This is a genomic window from Natrarchaeobius halalkaliphilus (assembly GCF_003841485.1).
Classification (GTDB): Archaea; Halobacteriota; Halobacteria; order Halobacteriales; family Natrialbaceae; genus Natrarchaeobius; species Natrarchaeobius halalkaliphilus.
The window spans coordinates 25,886-41,153 of sequence record NZ_REFY01000006.1 but is presented as its reverse complement, the minus strand read 5'-3'; the positions used below and the strand labels follow the sequence as shown (position 1 = coordinate 41,153).

The following is a 15,268-nucleotide window of genomic DNA, read 5'->3' as shown; positions in this document are numbered from 1 at the left end:
GTCAGTCTGAGTCGACGACTTCGATCCCGCGGTTGTTGACCGCCATCGGATCGAGGTCGACCTCCTGAAGGAACGACTTGTACTCTCGCTCGCACTGCTCTGCGTCTTTTTGTTTGTCGCTCGCGCGGTCACAGAGTGCAACGAGGTTTTCGGGGACATCGTTCTGGTAGACGATCCAGTGATTGATCAGGTCCGAAAGCCGGCGGATCGGACTGGTGAAGTGGCCGTAGATCTCGAAGTTGAGCGCGTGGTGACCGCCGAACGGATCGTTCATGTAGCGCGCACGGGGCATCACTTTCATGACGGCCCACTGGATCTTATCGAGTTGGCGGCTGGGGGCCTCCTCGAGCGTTGCGTTGACGGCTTTTCGCGGATCTTCCCACGTGTCTCCGGGGATCGAGACGCCGTCCAGGTCCTGGATCTCCTGCAGCGCCTTTGACCACTCGTCGGGGCTGGGCTGGGGGTGGACGCGGTACATCGCCTCTACGCCGCGATTCCACATGAGTTCGTGCGTCACGGCCTTGTTGGCTTTGAGCATGCACTCTTCGATGATCGTGTGCGCACGGTCTCGGGAGGGGTTCAACACGAGCGAGCCGTCCTCCTTACGCTGTTCGTGCATCTGATCTGCGAGATCGTGAACGAGGACGTTCTCCTCGTGTAGCGGAGCGTCCGGATCGTCGAGGCGGTTTTCCGCCTGCGAGTAAGTGAGTCGCTCGTCGGATTCGATGACCGATTTGTAGATGTCGATCGTCTCGTAGGAGAGCGTCTCCCTGTCGAGGTGCATCTCGACGGTGTGGGCGAATCGCTCCTCGTTGGGAACGAGCGAGCAGACGGATTCAGCGAGTACTGGCGGGAGCATGTGAACGGTGTATCCCGGAAGATAGACCGTGTTCCCCCGCTCGACCGCTTCCGTCCACATCGACGACTCGGGGTGGACGTAGTGGGCCACATCAGCGATGTGGACCCAGAGGACGTACTCGTCGTCGCGCTCTTCGACCGAGATCGCATCGTCGAAGTCCTGGGCGTCGATCGGATCCGTCGTCCACGTCGTCAGATCGCGAAGATCACGCCTCTCGTCGATTTCGTCCGTGATCTCCGACTGGACGTTCTCCGTCCGGGCCTCGGCCTCGTCGAGTACCTCGGCGGGAAACCCATCACGTATCTCGAACTTCTCGAAGAGTTCCTCGCGTTTGTTCTCGAGATGACGCGAGAGCTCTTCGGAGATTTCGACGGGGCCCTGTCCTTCGGCCGTACCGGCTTCGGCCTGTGCATCGTCGCTCATGAGGGGGCCTACGGACGTGGGTGTGAAAGTCGTGTCGGGACGGCCGTCGCGACAACAGCGCTCGCACCGTGACGGGCGATCAACGCTCCTCGAGCGACCCGTATCGCTCTTCGACGGCGCGGAAATAGGCTGTGAGAAATCTACTCGTCCCGTCCGTTCCCGCCTCGAGTTCGACGAGGAGCTCCTCGAGTTCGTCCCGTGGATGACGACACAGTTCGTCATCACAGCGTTTACAGAGATGCTCGAACGTCTTGTCCGCGCGGTTCCAGCGGTCACCGTGCTTGTCGTACTCGCGCGCTCGCGACCGGGACACCTCGTCCCCGCAGGCGAGACACGTCACCGCCTCAGTGCGGTTCCGGGCGGACCACATGGTGGGGCGTACGTCGCGTTATCACTTAGCAATTGTCACCGTATTCGGTCGCGTATACAGTTCCGTCGTCCGATCAGTCAGGTTCGAACGAAGGTGCCAGATCTCGAGGACGTTCGCTGGGGCGGGGCACACGTCCCTCCTCCTATCCCATCTCGTCCGCGTCCGTTGCTCCCGTCTCTCGCTGGTAGTACCGAGCCCACACAAGCTGGGACGGGACGATCAACACCGGAACGAAAAAGGCAATCGAGAGTGAGACGGCGGCGACACCGATCGAGAGTACGAAGACGGCGGGCGAGATCATTCCCCTGATCGTCACCAGCCAGGCCGTTCGATCGTCGATTCGATCGTCGGTAAAGCCCGCTCGAGTAGCGTACGACCAGACGGCGGTGAGGAAAACGCCCACGAGCGCGAAGTTGGTCGCGTACAACGTCCAGGCGAACTGCGTGCCGTACATTCCGAGTAATTCCGTCGGATAGGGCAGAAACGATATCGAGAGCAAAAACAGGAGGTTCATCCATAGCAGCAATCGATCGTGGCGAGTAATGTACCGAAAGAGATTGTGGTGGATGATCCAGTAGAGGCCGACGACGAGAAAGCTCAACAGGTAGCTGACCAACAGCGTTTCCTGATCTGCGATCGCAGTCGGAAGCTCCGACGCAGAGACCTCTGGAACGTCGAACTGCAACACCAACAGCGTGAGCACGATCGCGAACAGGCCGTCGCTCAGTGCCTCCATTCGATCCGTCCCGTCCCCGGAAAGCGTCCTGACCATGTCTGGATAACCACACGAAGCGAGGAATACGCTCGCCCGATTCGCCCGCTGTGCGATCGGATCCGACGAGGAAGCGACTCTATCCGCTTAGACGGGGAAACGAATCTAACAGCTTAAATGCAAACGGGCGCAAGCGCGTGTATGCAGGTAAAGTCTCGACATCACCTCCGGAGTGACGCCGTTTCGGAACTCGAGGACACGCTTTCGGATCAACTCGGCGTCACACCGGACGGCGACACCTACGAGCGCGTCGAGTTCGAAGACACCGACTGGGAAGTGATCCTGATCGACGGCGAACCCCAGGTGTCGTACTTCGACGAGCAGCCGTTTCTGACGGTTCGCGGAGCCAACGCGTACGAACCCAGCCAGCGGGTTGTGACGGTCGATTCGGGTGCGATTTCGTTCGTCAGCGACGGTGCCGACGTGATGCGTCCCGGGATCACCGAGGCGACCGACGACATCGCGTCTGACGATCTGGTGCTCATCGCGGAGGAGTCTCACGGAAAAGTGCTGGCGATCGGCCGCGCTCGTGTCGACGGCGCCGACATGGTCGGTGACGAGGGAAAAGTCGTCGACTCGCTTCATCACGTCGGTGACGATCTCTACGAGTTCGCCGGTTGAACCGATCTTTTGATTTCGATCGCAAAACCACGCCGAAATCCGAAACTGAAATTACCAGTTCCGAAACGGTGTCTGACGTAAGAACTATACTCGCGGCGACAGTGGATAACGGCAATGGGACTCATGAGTAGAATCATCGGCGGGAACCAGTCTCGAACCGCCGAGGATTACGTCGAACTGGATCTCGACGACGTCTCGACGGAATCGGCGGACGCGAGTATGCAGGTACACATCGCAGAAGTCAGCGGACAGGCCGACGCGATCGACATCAAAGAAGCCGTCTACGACGGCGACATCGTCATCGCAGACGTCACTCGGCTACGAACGAACGATAGCACCGTCGAACACGTCGTCGACGAACTCCGGCAGGTGGCCCAGGAGGTCAACGGCGATATCGTCAGAAAGGGCGACGACCAGATGATTATTACGCCAACGGGCGTTCGAATCGGACGCGAAAAACTCGGCCAGTCGTTTTGAGAGGGTCCGTTGTCAGTTAGTACCGGTGCGACATAGACGGGTCGCGATAGCACCCGTCAACCGGTACAGCCGTCCGTATAACGACTGTACTGACCGTTCTGGAGTTCGAACCGCCACTCTCGAGAGCCGCCACCTCGATGAACCGAGTGCGGTGTTCGTTGTCTCTACGGCGAACCGACCTGGGTTACGACGGCGAACGGGTTTGGCTGTGTAGCACCACGAGATCCCAGCCTGACTCAAACCGTCGCTTCGGGATCGCTCGTCTCTTCGAGCCCCTCGAGGGCCTGAATAACGTCGTTTCGATAGTTCACGACGGGTGAATCGTAGCGCTCGCGAGCCATCTGGGCGTACTCGTTCGTGGGCGCGGTTGAGGCGCTCTCGGGGGCCTCCTGTTCGGCCTCCCACTCCTCGAACGCCTCGATACGATCGAGCGTCCGTTCGGCGGTTTCGACGACCCACCGGTCGCGGGTCGCATCGTCGACGATGGAGATAGATTCGGGTCGAAGGGAGACGTTCACCGTTCCGTCTTCGGTTTCGTACGTTCGGGGTTTCCCGACCACAGCGGCGTACGCCGGTGGTTCGGTATCCCGGAGCACCGAGGCCGCTTCGGGCTGATACTGGCCGGCGTAGACGAAGAACGTGCCCGTCGGATCGACGACGCGTCCGCGCCAGTACTCGCTGTCTTCACCGACGTCTTCGGTTTCGGTTAGGGTTCCAACGACGAGGACGCGGTTGGCCCGGTCCCCGGTCGGAAGCAGCGCGTAGTTCGGCGCGCGCTCGTCGTCGCTTTCTTTGAAGGCGTACGTCGAATCGTTGAATTCGGATGCGAAGACGCGGCGCGCGACTTCGCGGGTGAGTTCTGACTGGCTCATATCACATCGACCTCGCTCTGATTAGCAGCGATTCAGCATCCGTCGGTCCGCCGAGTTCCTCGACATCGTCCGCGAGGACGTACCGGCCGAACGTCGGTCCCTCGATCCGGTAGTAGGTGCCGACGATGTCGTCTGCGATTTCGTCGGCCACGACGGTGGTATCGAGTGCGTCCATCGCCATGTCTTTCGCTTCCTCGAGGCTCAGACCGGTTAGCTCCTCGGTGGCGTCCTTATCGAAGATGACCTCGTGGGCGTCGATTCCGTCGTCGACGACGGCCTTGATCCGGAGATCGAACTCGCCTTCGACTTCGCCGTGTTCGTTACAGCGGCCGTTCTGGAGAACGCGGGTACAGTCCTCCTTTGGACAGCGCTTGATGAGGCCGCTGCCGCTTTGCATGTCGACGAGTGCGCCTTCGATCTCGCTCGTGTCGTCACCGACTTCGATCTCCTCGTCGAGTTCCTCGATGACCGTCGTGCTGTTCAGTTTGACCGAGTATCGGCCCTGATACTCGTCGGTGACGACGTTCCCGAGTTCGTAGACGCCGCCCTCCTCGAGCGAGGGGAGATCCGATTTGGCCCACTTCGTGAACTTGATCGTTCCCGTCGGATCGCCAAGCAGACCGACCTGGGCGACGGCATCGCTCCGGGGGTCCCAGAGTTCGATGACTTTCGCCGTGAGGTCGACCCACTGTTCGGGTTCCTCGACGTCCTCGACGGAGACGCGCTGGCTCGAGCCACTCGAGATGTCCTCGTGCTCTAGACCCGCCTCCTCGAGGTAGTGGTTCGTGACGCTCCGTCGTGCCTCGTCCGTCGGCACTTTATATTCGTCGACGAGCGTGTGCAGACGCTCTTCGATCTCTTCGACGGTGACGTCGATGTGGTCGGAAAACTGCTCGTGTATGTCCGCTGCGTGCTGTCGTACGTCGCTCATTGTGTCACGCCTCCTCTTGGGTTTCAGTGGGAGACATACCGGTGTTCGCGCCCGATACTATTTAAACTGCCGCCACCGGAGCGAAAGTGAACGCGATCGACGCCCGACGTGCTGTTCGGGAAACGGGCGTGGGGATCAGTGGTCTTCGTCGGCAGCGTCCGGAAGACCGTCACCGTCGGCGGTTTCGACCGCGATCCGGATCTGATCGCCGTCGTGAAGCTCCTCCGAGAGATCGGCTGGTTCGTCGTTTATCGTGATCTCGACGTTCGTATCCGGAGCGTCGTCGTCGAAGGCTTCGCCGTGGATCGTGATCGCGCCCTCGGAGATCGGCATCTCGATGTCCGCCATCGCGTGTTCGAGGTCGACGCGATCGGGGTGCATATGCCAGGTGTTCCCGTCGTCCGGGTGGAAGTGGAACGTTCCACCCAGTTCCTCCTGGTAGTACCGTTGCTGTTCGAAGTCGATCACCTCGTCGTCGACTTCGACGGTCAGTTGCCCGTGCTCGTGGACGTAGCCCTCGTCGGCCATTCCCGACGTCACGACGTATCCCACCGCACCGATCACGATCAGACCGAACGCGAGCGCGAGACCGTAGAGAACGATCGGACTGCTGCCACCGTCGCCCTCGAGCGAGCCTCGTCGTTCGACGCGTCGTCGGTCGATCCGTCCGAGATCTGCGGCGTGCTCGCTCGCCAGGTGATCCAGATACGCCTCCTCGTCGGTAAACGACGCGTCACAGTAGTCGCAGTCGGGCATCGATCGGGGTTGGAACCGCACGCACTCAGGCGTGTCGTTCTCGTCGCTCGACTCCGTGCGTTACCCGCCGGATCGGGTTCGGTTATCCGTTCACTCCCCGTCGCCGTAGGCCGACAGCGACTGGTCCGTCGTGCCCGCGCGGTGGCGCGTCGCGAGGCCGGCGAGATGGGAGGCCTCGGGGACGATCAGCTGCTCGCAGGCGGTCTGACACGCGCCCGTACTGCCCGGGATGCAAAACACCGGCGTGTCGACGGCGATTCCGGCGGTCGCGCGCGAGGCGATCGCTCGTGTACCGATCTCCTCCCACGAGAGCGCACGAAAGCGCTCGCCAAAGCCGGGCAGGTCGCGTTCGAACAGCGACGACGTGGCTTCGGGCGAGACATCGTCGGCCGTGACGCCCGTTCCGCCGGTCGTGACCACGACGTCGATATCTCGACGGGCGACGAGTCCCCGGACGGCCGTGCGGATCGAAGAGTAGTCGTCGCGGACGAGCGCCCGCTCGCGGACCTCGTGGTCCTCGGCCTCGAAACACTCCTGGATCGTGTCCCCGCCGGGGTCGTCGGGGCTCGTTTCGTCCGCACGGGAACTCGAGACCGTCACGATCCCGACGTAGAGCGGGTCGATGATATCGTGGCCGTGGTGGTCGGTGCCGCGTCGCTCGTCTCGATCGGTAACCATGTGATCACGTGTGCGCTCGAGTGTGATAAGATAGTGTGGGACGGCTTCGAGACGACCGTCGTTCAGTACCCTTATCGTGTCCGATTCCAGTAGTGTCGACGACGATGGTCCCGTCACGCATTCGTGCTCGAGCACCGTCGACCGCGGCGTTCGCGCCGATCCTCTTCGCCAATCTGGTGCCGCTCGTCGGCGTTCTCGCGTACGGCTGGGAACCGTCGACGCTGGTCGTGATCTACGCGCTCGAGGTGTTGCTCGCATTCCCGCTCGCCGCAACGAAGGCGCTGTTCGCGGGCCGACCGCCGCGAGTCGAGGATCTGGAGAAGGACAGCGGAAACTTGGGCGTGCTCAGCGTCGGGAACACCGACCTCGTGCGAAAGCGCGGGAGCATCACACTGGTATCGTGGCTGCCGCCGGTCTACCCGCGGAACCTGCCGTTCGTCGGTGCGGTTATCTTCGGAGCGTGTGGACCGCGCTCTTCGTCGTGGCCGCCCTGGCGGAGGTCGCCGTCGACGAGGCGCTCACGCGGCCGGAAGTCTGGCTCGGCGTCGCAGCGTTAGTCGTGGGGCAGGGCGCCGAGACCTGGCACGACTACCGACGGGGCGGTCGCTACGAGACGACCTCGCCGTACGCGGTCGTCGAGACGCCGGCGCGACAGGCGTTCTTCCTGATTTTCGTCTTGCTCGTCGCCGCGGAGAGGGGCGGGGCGGCCGTCCTCGTCGCGTTCGTCGCCGTCAAACTGCTCGTCGACTGGTCGGCGGCGTGCTCGTCGTCGCCGTCGGGTTCGCACTCGGTCCGTGGCCCCTGCTAGGCGCGATACCGTACGTCGTGTTCGGGCTGCCGTTCGTCGCGCTCGTCTTCTCCGGGCTCTGGAAACGAGCGTATCCGGATCCCGAGGAGGGAGAACGATAGCGGTCACACACAGACGCACGTCGAATCCACACCAGTGCGAGCCGGACGAACCTCGTGCATTGTACATCGTGTATCGTTTCCGCTCGAGCTAGCTCGGTCCGCGTTCGTCGGCGACGACGGTTGACTCACCCATCGCCGTCGGGGTCCGATTCTCGAACGTCGACCAGTCGGCGGCCATCTCCTCGTCGGTGAGCAGACAATCGTCGAAGCGGTCGGTAAGGGCGTCGAGGTCGAGGTCGCGGCCGATGAGCGCCAGCCGGATTTCGCGGTCGCCCCACTCGTCGTCCCACTCGCGGTCGGGCTGTCCCCGTCGGTAGCGTTCCCGGCGCCGTTCGGGGAGGCTGGCGATCCATCGACCGGTCACCTCGAGGGCCGTCTCGTCTCCTGCCTGGCTCATCGTGATGGCCTGATCCTCGCGGCCGGCGATCCAGCACAGTCCCTTCGCGCGCACGAGCTCCGGGGGCAAGTCGGCCAGAAGCGCGACGATCCGTTCGGGATGGAACGGCCGTCGACGGTGGTAGCTGTCCACGGAGATCCCGTAGCGCTCGGGTGGGTGCGCGTGATGGTGATCGCGACCGCGGTCGTGGCTCGTCTCCTCGCCGTGGCTGTGTGTGTGATCATCGTGACCACCGTGATCGTGGTCTCGCTCGCGGTTCGCATCATCTTCGAGCGCACGCTTCCAGCCCGCGGCATCCGTTGCGGCCTCGAGGTCGAATCGGTGGGCGTCGAGGAGGCTGTCGGCCTCGAGTGTGGCGTACTCCGTCGCAACGATTTCGGCGCGAGGCTGGATGGTCTCGAGCAACGCGACGACGCTGTCTCGCTCTCTCTCGTTCACCAGATCGCACTTATTGACGACGAGTACGTCGCAGAATTCGACCTGCTCGAGAACGAGGTCGGCTAGCGGGCGCGTCCCGCCACCGTCCGCACCCTCGATCGCGGGCGGTTCACCGTCGGAGTCGGCATCGACGAACCGGTCGTGGAACCGCCGCGCGTCGACGACGGTGACGATCGCGTTCGGATCGTAGCTGCCGGCTGCGGGACCGCGAACGAACTGTCTGGCGATCGGTTCGGGCTCACTGACGCCGGAAGCCTCCACGACGAGATGGTCGAACTCGTGTTCGCGCTGGAGTTCGATCACCGAGCGCGACAGCTCGTTCCCGAGGCTACAGCAGATGCAGCCGTTCTCGAGGGCGACGACCTCCTCCCCCGTCGAAAGATCGGTACGCGCCTCGACGAGATCGGCGTCGACGTTAACCGCGCCGACGTCGTTTACCAGAACTGCGATCTCGAGGTCGGTCGACTCGAGAAGCCGGGAGAGAAGCGTCGTCTTCCCCGCGCCGAGTTCGCCACAGAGGAGGGTAACCGGAGTGGACATCGTGTTCGTTAGTCGTCTGCGAGCGTGAGTTCACGTCGTTCTTCCGGTTCGAACGGATCGGGATACCGGTCCCAGTTTTCGGTCATCTCCTCGTCGGTGAGCAGACAGTCCTCGAGGCGGTCGATGAGCGGTTTTTTGTCGAACTCGCGACCGATGAACACGAGGCGGGTCATCCGATCACCCCACTCGTCGTCCCAGTCATCCTCGAGTCCCGGACGGGCGGCGAAGTACCGCCTGCGCTCGCGCTCGGGAAGCGTTGCGAGCCACTGTCCAGACGGACCAGCACGAACCGAGCTTCCGGCTTTGTCGATGCCCATCGCGACGTCTTCTCGACCGGCGCTCCAGAAGAACCCTTTCGCACGGATCAGCTCGTCCGGGAGCTCCGAGAGGAGCGCAGCGACTCGTTCCGGATGGAACGGTCGATCGCGCTGGTAGACGAACGAGGTGACGCCGTGTTCCTCGCGTGGGTCGTGGGCGTGTTCGTGCTGGAGTTCGTGTTTCCAGCCGGCGGAGTTCTGAGCCGCCTGGAAGTCGAACCGTCCCGTTCCGAGGATACCATCGGGTTCGACGTCACCGAACTCGGTGCGAACGATTCGTGCGCGTGGCTGAAGCGTCCCGAGTATGGACTCGATCTCGTCGAGCGCGTCGTCGGGGACCAGGTCGCACTTGTTGAGCACGAGAACGTCGCAGAACTCGATCTGATCGAGCAGTATCTCCTCGGGAACGCGTCCGGAGTCGTCCTCGAGCTCGTCCTCGACGAGCGCCGTCCCGGAATCGAACGACTCGAAGAAGCTGTGGGTGTTAACGACCGTGACCATCGTATCGAGCGCGTAGGTATCGGTCGGATCGAACGACGCGTCCTCGAAGCCCATCGCGAACGTCTGTGCGACCGGGATCGGCTCCGAGATACCCGAGGATTCGACCAGTAGATAATCGAACTCCCGGCGGTCGGCAAGCCGGCCGACTTCCTCCAACATGTCTCCCCGCAGCCGACAACAGATACAGCCGTTCGATAGCTCGATGATTTCGTCGTCGTCGCTCAGATCGGATCGTTGAGCGACGTGTTCGGCGTCGACGTTCACTTCGCCCATGTCGTTGACGACGACGGCGACCTCGAGTCCGTGGTCGGCTGTGAGTACGTGGTTGAGTACGGTCGTTTTGCCGGCACCGAGACTTCCGCTCAACACTGTGACGGGAATTCGCTGAGTAGTCATGTATTGCTATATTCTAACCCTGAATTATTAAAGCTAGCCATGAGTTCGGTTTTGGTTGTGTACCCGGTCCGAGCTAGTCGCTATGGCTCCGTGTTCGATCAGTTCACTCGGTGTATTCACTCAGTGTCTGTGGGTGTGAAAGGAAAAGCGCCGAAGCCAGGACTCGAACCTGGGACAACCTCGTTAACAGCGAGGTGCTCTACCATCTGAGCTACTTCGGCCCATCTACTGATGGGCGGGTTGATTTGATAGGGCTTTCGTTTTCGCTTCCGTCGGTTCGACACGCTTTCACCTCCCCCTCGAGTATGCGCTCACAATGAACGGGGAGAACGCCGACGACGAGCGCGATCTCGACGGGGCCGATCCGTCAGGAGACGAACTCGACGAGAGAGACGCGGTCGTCGCCGCGGTTCGCGAGCGCGTCGACCCAGACGAAGCGGAACGCGAACGTCTCCGTGGCGTGGCCGGTCGACTGACGAAGCGCGCCGAGTCGAAAGCGACCGAACTGTGTCCCGATGCCGACGTGTTGCGGGCGGGCTCGAGCGCGCGAAACACCTGGACGAGCGGCGACCGCGATATCGATATCTTCGTTCGCTTTCCGCCGACGCTCGACCGCGAGACGCTAGAGTCCTACGGGCTGGCGGTCGGTCACGCGACCCTTCCGACGGGACACGAAGAGTACGCCGAGCACCCCTACGTCAAAGGCGACGTCGACGGGTTCGACATCGACGTCGTTCCCTGCTTTCGTCTCGAGTCGGCGACGGAGATCCGTTCGGCAGTCGACCGAACGCCGTTTCACACGGCGTACCTCGTCGATCGTCTCGACGACGAACTCGCCGCCGATGTCCGGGTGACCAAGCAGTTTCTGAAAGGGATCGGCGTCTACGGTAGCGATCTTCGGACACGAGGGTTCAGTGGCTACCTGACCGAACTACTCGTCTGCGAGTACGGCGGTTTTCGACCGTTGCTCGAGGCCGCACGCGAGTGGCAGCCGCCGGTCCACCTCGATCCCGAAGACCACGGGCGAACCAGCTTCGACGATCCGCTCGTCGTTATCGATCCCACGGACCCCGATCGAAACGTCGCGGCGGTCTGTGCCGCGGTCAACGTTGCCCGCCTGCAACACTACGCCCGCGAATTCCTCGAAAATCCCGATCTCGAGTACTTCGAGCCCGACGATCCCGCTCCACTCTCCGCCGACGAACTCCGCGATCACGTAGAGCGGCGAGGAACGACCCCGGTGGCCGTCCGATTCGAGGCACCGAATCTCGTCGAAGATCAGCTCTATCCACAGCTCCGAAAATCACTCGAAGGGATTACCAACGGGCTCGACGAGCGGGGGTTCGACGTGTTTCGTGCGACGACGATGGCCAACGAGAGCGCGGTCGTGTTCGTCGAACTCGCGGTCAGCGAACGACCGCTGGTCGAGCGCCACGGTGGCCCGCCGGTCCACGTTCGAACCCACGCGAAAACGTTCTACGAGGCGTACGCCGAGACGGCCGACGTCTACGGTCCGTTTCTCGACGGCGATCGATACGTCACCGAGCGCAATCGCGAGTTCACGACCGCCCGCGACTTTCTCGAGAGCGACGAAATCTTTAGCGTCGGACTCGGTGTACACGTCGAGAGCGCACTCGAGTCTGAGTACGACGTACTGATCGACACGGACATCGAGACGCTGCTCGAGGAGTTCGGATCCGAACTCAGAGCCTACTTCGAGCCGATCCCCTGATCCGAACGGTCGAGAGCAATCAGAAACGGGCAAGATCACTCACAAGCGCCCACGGTCGCTCAGAAACAGTCGAGGTCGAGATCCAGCCCGTGCGCCTCGAGAACGTCCTCGAGCGCAGATTCCGCCTGATCGGAGAGTTCGCCGCCCGGCTCGATCGGCTCTCGACCGTCGAACGTCTCGTGGACGAGGGCAACGCTGTCGGCGAGGACGTCCAGTCCGTAGCCCCCCTCAAGGACGAACGCCAGTTCGGCGTCGGTATCGTTCGCGAGCGCCCGGAGCCGGTCAGTCATCAGGGCGTAGGCCTCCGTCGATAGACGAATGCGTGAGATCGGATCGTGTCGATGCGCATCGAACCCCGCGCTGACGATCACCACGTCGGGGTCGTATCCCTCGAGTGCCGCGGTCACCGGCCCCCCGATGGCGGCGAGATACTCGAGGTCGTCCGTTCCGGCCGGCATCGGAAGATTCATCGTCATTCCGTCGCCGTCACCCTCACCGGTTTCGTCGACATCGCCGGTTCCCGGGTACAGTCCCTGCTCGTGGACCGAAACGAAGAAGACGTCGTCTCGATCGTAGAAGATGTCCTGTCCGCCGTTGCCGTGATGGACGTCCCAGTCGACGATCGCGACTCGGTCGACGTCGTAGTTGTCGTGATCGAGCGCGTACTGAGCGGCGACCGCAGCATTGTTGACGAAACAGAACCCCATCGCGTCGTCGCCAACGGCGTGGTGGCCCGGTGGACGACCGAGCGAAAACGGCGTTTTTCGACCATCAGCGCCCTCGAGTGCCGATTCGACGGCCCAGCACGCCAGTCCCGCACTGCGACGAACCGCATCCCAGGTCGCTTCGACGGCGGTGGTATCCGGATCCCACTCTCCGCCGCCGTCGGCACAGAACTCCTCAAGCGACTCGATGTACTCTCGGTCGTGGACGGCAGTGATCGCCTCGACGTCACAGGGATCCGCCTCGACGTACTCGACGCCGTGTTTTCTCTTCAATCGCTCCCGGATCGCTCGCAATCGATCCGGCGTCTCCGGATGACGTGAACCCGGGTCGTGTGCGAGACAGACCTCGCTGTAGCCGAATTGCATCTCACTCGAACAACGAGAAGTACGTCTCGATGTCGTCGTCGATGATCGTTCGCCGGTCGGCGTGGTGTGCGAGAATCGCCGCCGCCCGGGCAACGTTATCCGCGTAGTCCTCGAGGATATCCGCGAGTGCGATCCGCGCATCCATGGCGACGCGGTATCGATCGTCGATCTCCAGTCTGGCGATCCGATCGACCGGAGCAACTGGCAACTCGAGATCGTCCTTGTCGATCACCGTTTCGACCTCGAAATCAGCCGCCATCAGCGTCTTTCGTCCGTCAGCAGTCGCGCGTTCGGCGGCGTCGATGGCGAGTTCGCTGCCGTGTTCTTGAATCCGCGTTGCGAGTTCCCTCGACGCGTCGGCGCTCACCCGTAAATCACCCGCGTTCCGCCGGATTATCGTATCCACCGGGGCGAACGGGAGTTCGACGTTCATACCATGATAGGCGAAGGTGACTCCCTTAACGCTTTTCCTAGGCGTCCGATACGGATGTTCGACCGTTCAGAAGACGTCGCTCGCCTCGAGACGACCGTCGTGAACGACACCGCGAACGGTGATCTCCTCACCGAGTCCGACGTCGGCGTCGGTATCGACGCTCATCGTCGTCTCGCCGTCGTCGAGTACGACCGGATCTCCGGCCTGAACGACGACGCCGGTAAACTCGAGTTCCTCCCCCGTCGTCGGATCGGTCGCACCACCGGACTCCTGGGTCTCACCTCCGGCATCCTGGGTCTCACTCGAGGCGACGGCGTCACCGCTGTCCGTCTCCGCCGTGGTTTCAGTAGCCGAGTCGGCCGGGTCGTCATCACCGCCTCCGGAGAACGCCGACAGTCCCGTGTTCTCGTCGGAGTCATCGCTCTCAGTCCCGTCGGCGCTCGCAGCTTCGGATTCGAGGATCGTGATCGTCGACTGCCAGCCTGCAGAGGCCTCGAAGTCGTCCTGCCAGCCGTCCTGAATTTCGACGTCACCCAGCGCGACTTCGTCGCCCGGTCCGAGGTCGATATCGGCTTTCTCCCCCCAGAGCGCAACGCGGATGTCGTCGGTCGCGTCCTGGATACGAACGTTTCTAACCTGTCCTTCGGAGCCGTCGTCTCGGTCGAACGTTCGTTTCGGATCCGCGGAGCGAACGACGCCGGCGAGGTCGACCGTCTGCCCGATTTCGACGTCTTCGATCGGCGTGCTCTCGGGAACGTACTCGACGTCTTCGTCGACTTCCTCGAGTGTACCGCGGTTGCCGACGTGGAGTTCGAGGTTGCCGTCCCGTTCTTTGACGTATCCGTCGACCACTTCGACGGTCGTGTCCGGATCGAACTCGGTCGCGAGATCCGCCTGGTCGTCCCACAGCGTTACGCGAATTCGACCGGTCGAGTCACCGAGGACGAGGTTTGCCACTCTCCCCTCGGAGCCGTCGTCGCGGTCGAACGTCCGTACCGTCCCGGTGTCGAGAACGAGTCCGACGAGATTGACGTTCGAGAGACCGAGCGAGAGACTCTCGACGGTGTAGGTGTCCGAAATCTGGACCTCGATCTCCGTCTCCGCATCGGGTTCGACGTCGTCGACGCTGACCTCGACGCCACTGAATCCCTCCTTGGGCCGGCCCTTGATCCGGAGGACGTCCCCCTCCTCGAGTTCTTCGACGGCGGCGCGAGCGTGATCGTCCCAGAAGGCCGCCCGAACCGACCCGGTCTCATCAGCGACCTCGACGTTGGCGACGCGTCCGTCCTCGTCTTCGCCGTCGCGTTCGAACGTCCGGATCTCACCGATACTCACCACCTTGGCGACGAACTTCGCCTCTTCCATCCCGGGTTCGATGTCAGCGATGCCGCCGACTTCGCTCTCGCCGACTTCGTGAGCGACGAGCATCGCCGCCGTCTCCTCGTCCGCGAGTCCACCCATCTGCTCTACTTTCGCCTCGACGGCCTCGCGAAACTCCTCGAGAGAGACGTCGGCCTCGAGGTCCTCGTAGACGCCCTCGATGTCGCTCATTCTAGGCTCGTGCATGCATAGCCTGCGCATAAGCGTTGTCCATTCGGTCCGTTCGAGCCGATCGCCGGTCGCACGGAAACGTCGCTCGACCGGGGTGTACGACGGTCGTGGAGGCTCCACACCGGTGGCGGTTCGCCCGTCTTCGCATACCGGTGTTGGTCTCCCCTCAGTATATGAACGTTCGTCCTCGAACGAGTTGATCGC

17 protein-coding genes and 1 tRNA gene are annotated in these 15,268 nt (G+C 62.5%); 5 read left to right on the top strand and 13 right to left on the bottom strand.

Annotated features, from left to right (window positions below; translation table 11 throughout):
• Position 1: 1 nt before the first annotated feature.
• The 3 genes from EA462_RS14665 to EA462_RS14655 all read right to left on the bottom strand — a co-directional run bounded on the left by EA462_RS14665 (position 2) and on the right by EA462_RS14655 (position 2,424).
• Complete coding sequence (locus tag EA462_RS14665) at positions 2 to 1,282, bottom strand: RNB domain-containing ribonuclease (protein ID WP_124179336.1); 1,281 nt, start codon at positions 1,280 to 1,282, stop codon at positions 2 to 4.
• Positions 1,283 to 1,361: 79 nt separating this feature from the next.
• The gene (locus tag EA462_RS14660) at positions 1,362 to 1,652 is read right to left on the bottom strand and encodes a DUF7562 family protein (protein WP_124179335.1); all 291 of its coding nucleotides are present in this window, start codon (positions 1,650 to 1,652) and stop codon (positions 1,362 to 1,364) included.
• A 142-nt stretch (positions 1,653 to 1,794) separates the two neighbouring features.
• Complete coding sequence (locus EA462_RS14655; RefSeq protein WP_124179334.1) at positions 1,795 to 2,424, bottom strand: TMEM175 family protein; 630 nt, start codon at positions 2,422 to 2,424, stop codon at positions 1,795 to 1,797.
• Between the two features lie 141 nt (positions 2,425 to 2,565).
• Between EA462_RS14655 and EA462_RS14650 the strand changes: the two genes are divergently transcribed.
• Positions 2,566 to 3,045: an RNA-binding protein gene (locus EA462_RS14650; protein ID WP_124179333.1), complete on the top strand. Its 480-nt coding sequence runs from the start codon at positions 2,566 to 2,568 to the stop codon at positions 3,043 to 3,045.
• Positions 3,046 to 3,159: 114 nt separating this feature from the next.
• The gene (locus EA462_RS14645; RefSeq protein WP_124179332.1) at positions 3,160 to 3,522 is read left to right on the top strand and encodes a cell division protein SepF; all 363 of its coding nucleotides are present in this window, start codon (positions 3,160 to 3,162) and stop codon (positions 3,520 to 3,522) included.
• Between the two features lie 236 nt (positions 3,523 to 3,758).
• On the opposite strand, the gene EA462_RS14640 is transcribed toward EA462_RS14645, so the two are convergent.
• The 4 genes from EA462_RS14640 to EA462_RS14625 all read right to left on the bottom strand — a co-directional run bounded on the left by EA462_RS14640 (position 3,759) and on the right by EA462_RS14625 (position 6,759).
• Positions 3,759 to 4,394 carry an RPA family protein gene (locus tag EA462_RS14640; protein WP_124179331.1) on the bottom strand — a complete coding sequence of 212 codons (636 nt, stop codon included), beginning with the start codon at positions 4,392 to 4,394 and terminating at the stop codon, positions 3,759 to 3,761.
• 1 nt (position 4,395) lies between these two features.
• The gene (locus tag EA462_RS14635; protein ID WP_124179330.1) at positions 4,396 to 5,325 is read right to left on the bottom strand and encodes a replication factor A; all 930 of its coding nucleotides are present in this window, start codon (positions 5,323 to 5,325) and stop codon (positions 4,396 to 4,398) included.
• A gap of 135 nt (positions 5,326 to 5,460) precedes the next feature.
• Positions 5,461 to 6,081, bottom strand: coding sequence for a hypothetical protein (locus tag EA462_RS14630; RefSeq protein ID WP_124179329.1), 621 nt, complete (start codon positions 6,079 to 6,081; stop codon positions 5,461 to 5,463).
• 90 nt (positions 6,082 to 6,171) lie between these two features.
• A complete protein-coding gene (locus EA462_RS14625; protein WP_124179328.1) occupies positions 6,172 to 6,759 on the bottom strand; it encodes a MogA/MoaB family molybdenum cofactor biosynthesis protein in 588 nt (195 codons plus the stop codon).
• A 104-nt stretch (positions 6,760 to 6,863) separates the two neighbouring features.
• Between EA462_RS14625 and EA462_RS17770 the strand changes: the two genes are divergently transcribed.
• On the top strand, positions 6,864 to 7,316 hold the full coding sequence (locus EA462_RS17770; protein WP_279387017.1) for a DUF6498-containing protein: 453 nt from the start codon (positions 6,864 to 6,866) through the stop codon (positions 7,314 to 7,316).
• The gene (locus EA462_RS17765) at positions 7,220 to 7,567 is read left to right on the top strand and encodes a DUF6498-containing protein (RefSeq protein WP_341538907.1); all 348 of its coding nucleotides are present in this window, start codon (positions 7,220 to 7,222) and stop codon (positions 7,565 to 7,567) included. Before EA462_RS17770 ends, EA462_RS17765 begins: the two co-directional genes overlap by 97 nt.
• A 189-nt stretch (positions 7,568 to 7,756) precedes the next feature.
• Here the strand turns inward: EA462_RS17765 and EA462_RS14615 are convergent, their stop codons facing one another.
• The 3 genes from EA462_RS14615 to EA462_RS14605 form a co-directional block, all read right to left on the bottom strand.
• Positions 7,757 to 9,043, bottom strand: coding sequence for a CobW family GTP-binding protein (locus EA462_RS14615; protein WP_124179327.1), 1,287 nt, complete (start codon positions 9,041 to 9,043; stop codon positions 7,757 to 7,759).
• Between the two features lie 8 nt (positions 9,044 to 9,051).
• Complete coding sequence (locus EA462_RS14610; RefSeq protein ID WP_124179326.1) at positions 9,052 to 10,257, bottom strand: GTP-binding protein; 1,206 nt, start codon at positions 10,255 to 10,257, stop codon at positions 9,052 to 9,054.
• A 148-nt stretch (positions 10,258 to 10,405) separates the two neighbouring features.
• A tRNA-Asn gene (locus EA462_RS14605) sits at positions 10,406 to 10,478 on the bottom strand.
• A gap of 95 nt (positions 10,479 to 10,573) precedes the next feature.
• Here EA462_RS14605 and cca point away from each other — a divergent pair.
• Positions 10,574 to 11,989, top strand: coding sequence for a CCA tRNA nucleotidyltransferase (gene cca / locus EA462_RS14600; RefSeq protein ID WP_124179325.1), 1,416 nt, complete (start codon positions 10,574 to 10,576; stop codon positions 11,987 to 11,989).
• Positions 11,990 to 12,048: 59 nt separating this feature from the next.
• On the opposite strand, the gene EA462_RS14595 is transcribed toward cca, so the two are convergent.
• The 3 genes from EA462_RS14595 to EA462_RS14585 all read right to left on the bottom strand — a co-directional run bounded on the left by EA462_RS14595 (position 12,049) and on the right by EA462_RS14585 (position 15,064).
• Positions 12,049 to 13,080 carry a histone deacetylase family protein gene (locus EA462_RS14595; protein WP_124179324.1) on the bottom strand — a complete coding sequence of 344 codons (1,032 nt, stop codon included), beginning with the start codon at positions 13,078 to 13,080 and terminating at the stop codon, positions 12,049 to 12,051.
• Between the two features lies 1 nt (position 13,081).
• A complete protein-coding gene (locus EA462_RS14590; protein WP_124179323.1) occupies positions 13,082 to 13,513 on the bottom strand; it encodes a histone family protein in 432 nt (143 codons plus the stop codon).
• Positions 13,514 to 13,579: 66 nt separating this feature from the next.
• Positions 13,580 to 15,064 (bottom strand): single-stranded DNA binding protein, encoded by a 1,485-nt coding sequence (locus EA462_RS14585; RefSeq protein WP_124179322.1) that lies wholly within the window; start codon positions 15,062 to 15,064, stop codon positions 13,580 to 13,582.
• Positions 15,065 to 15,268: the final 204 nt, after the last annotated feature.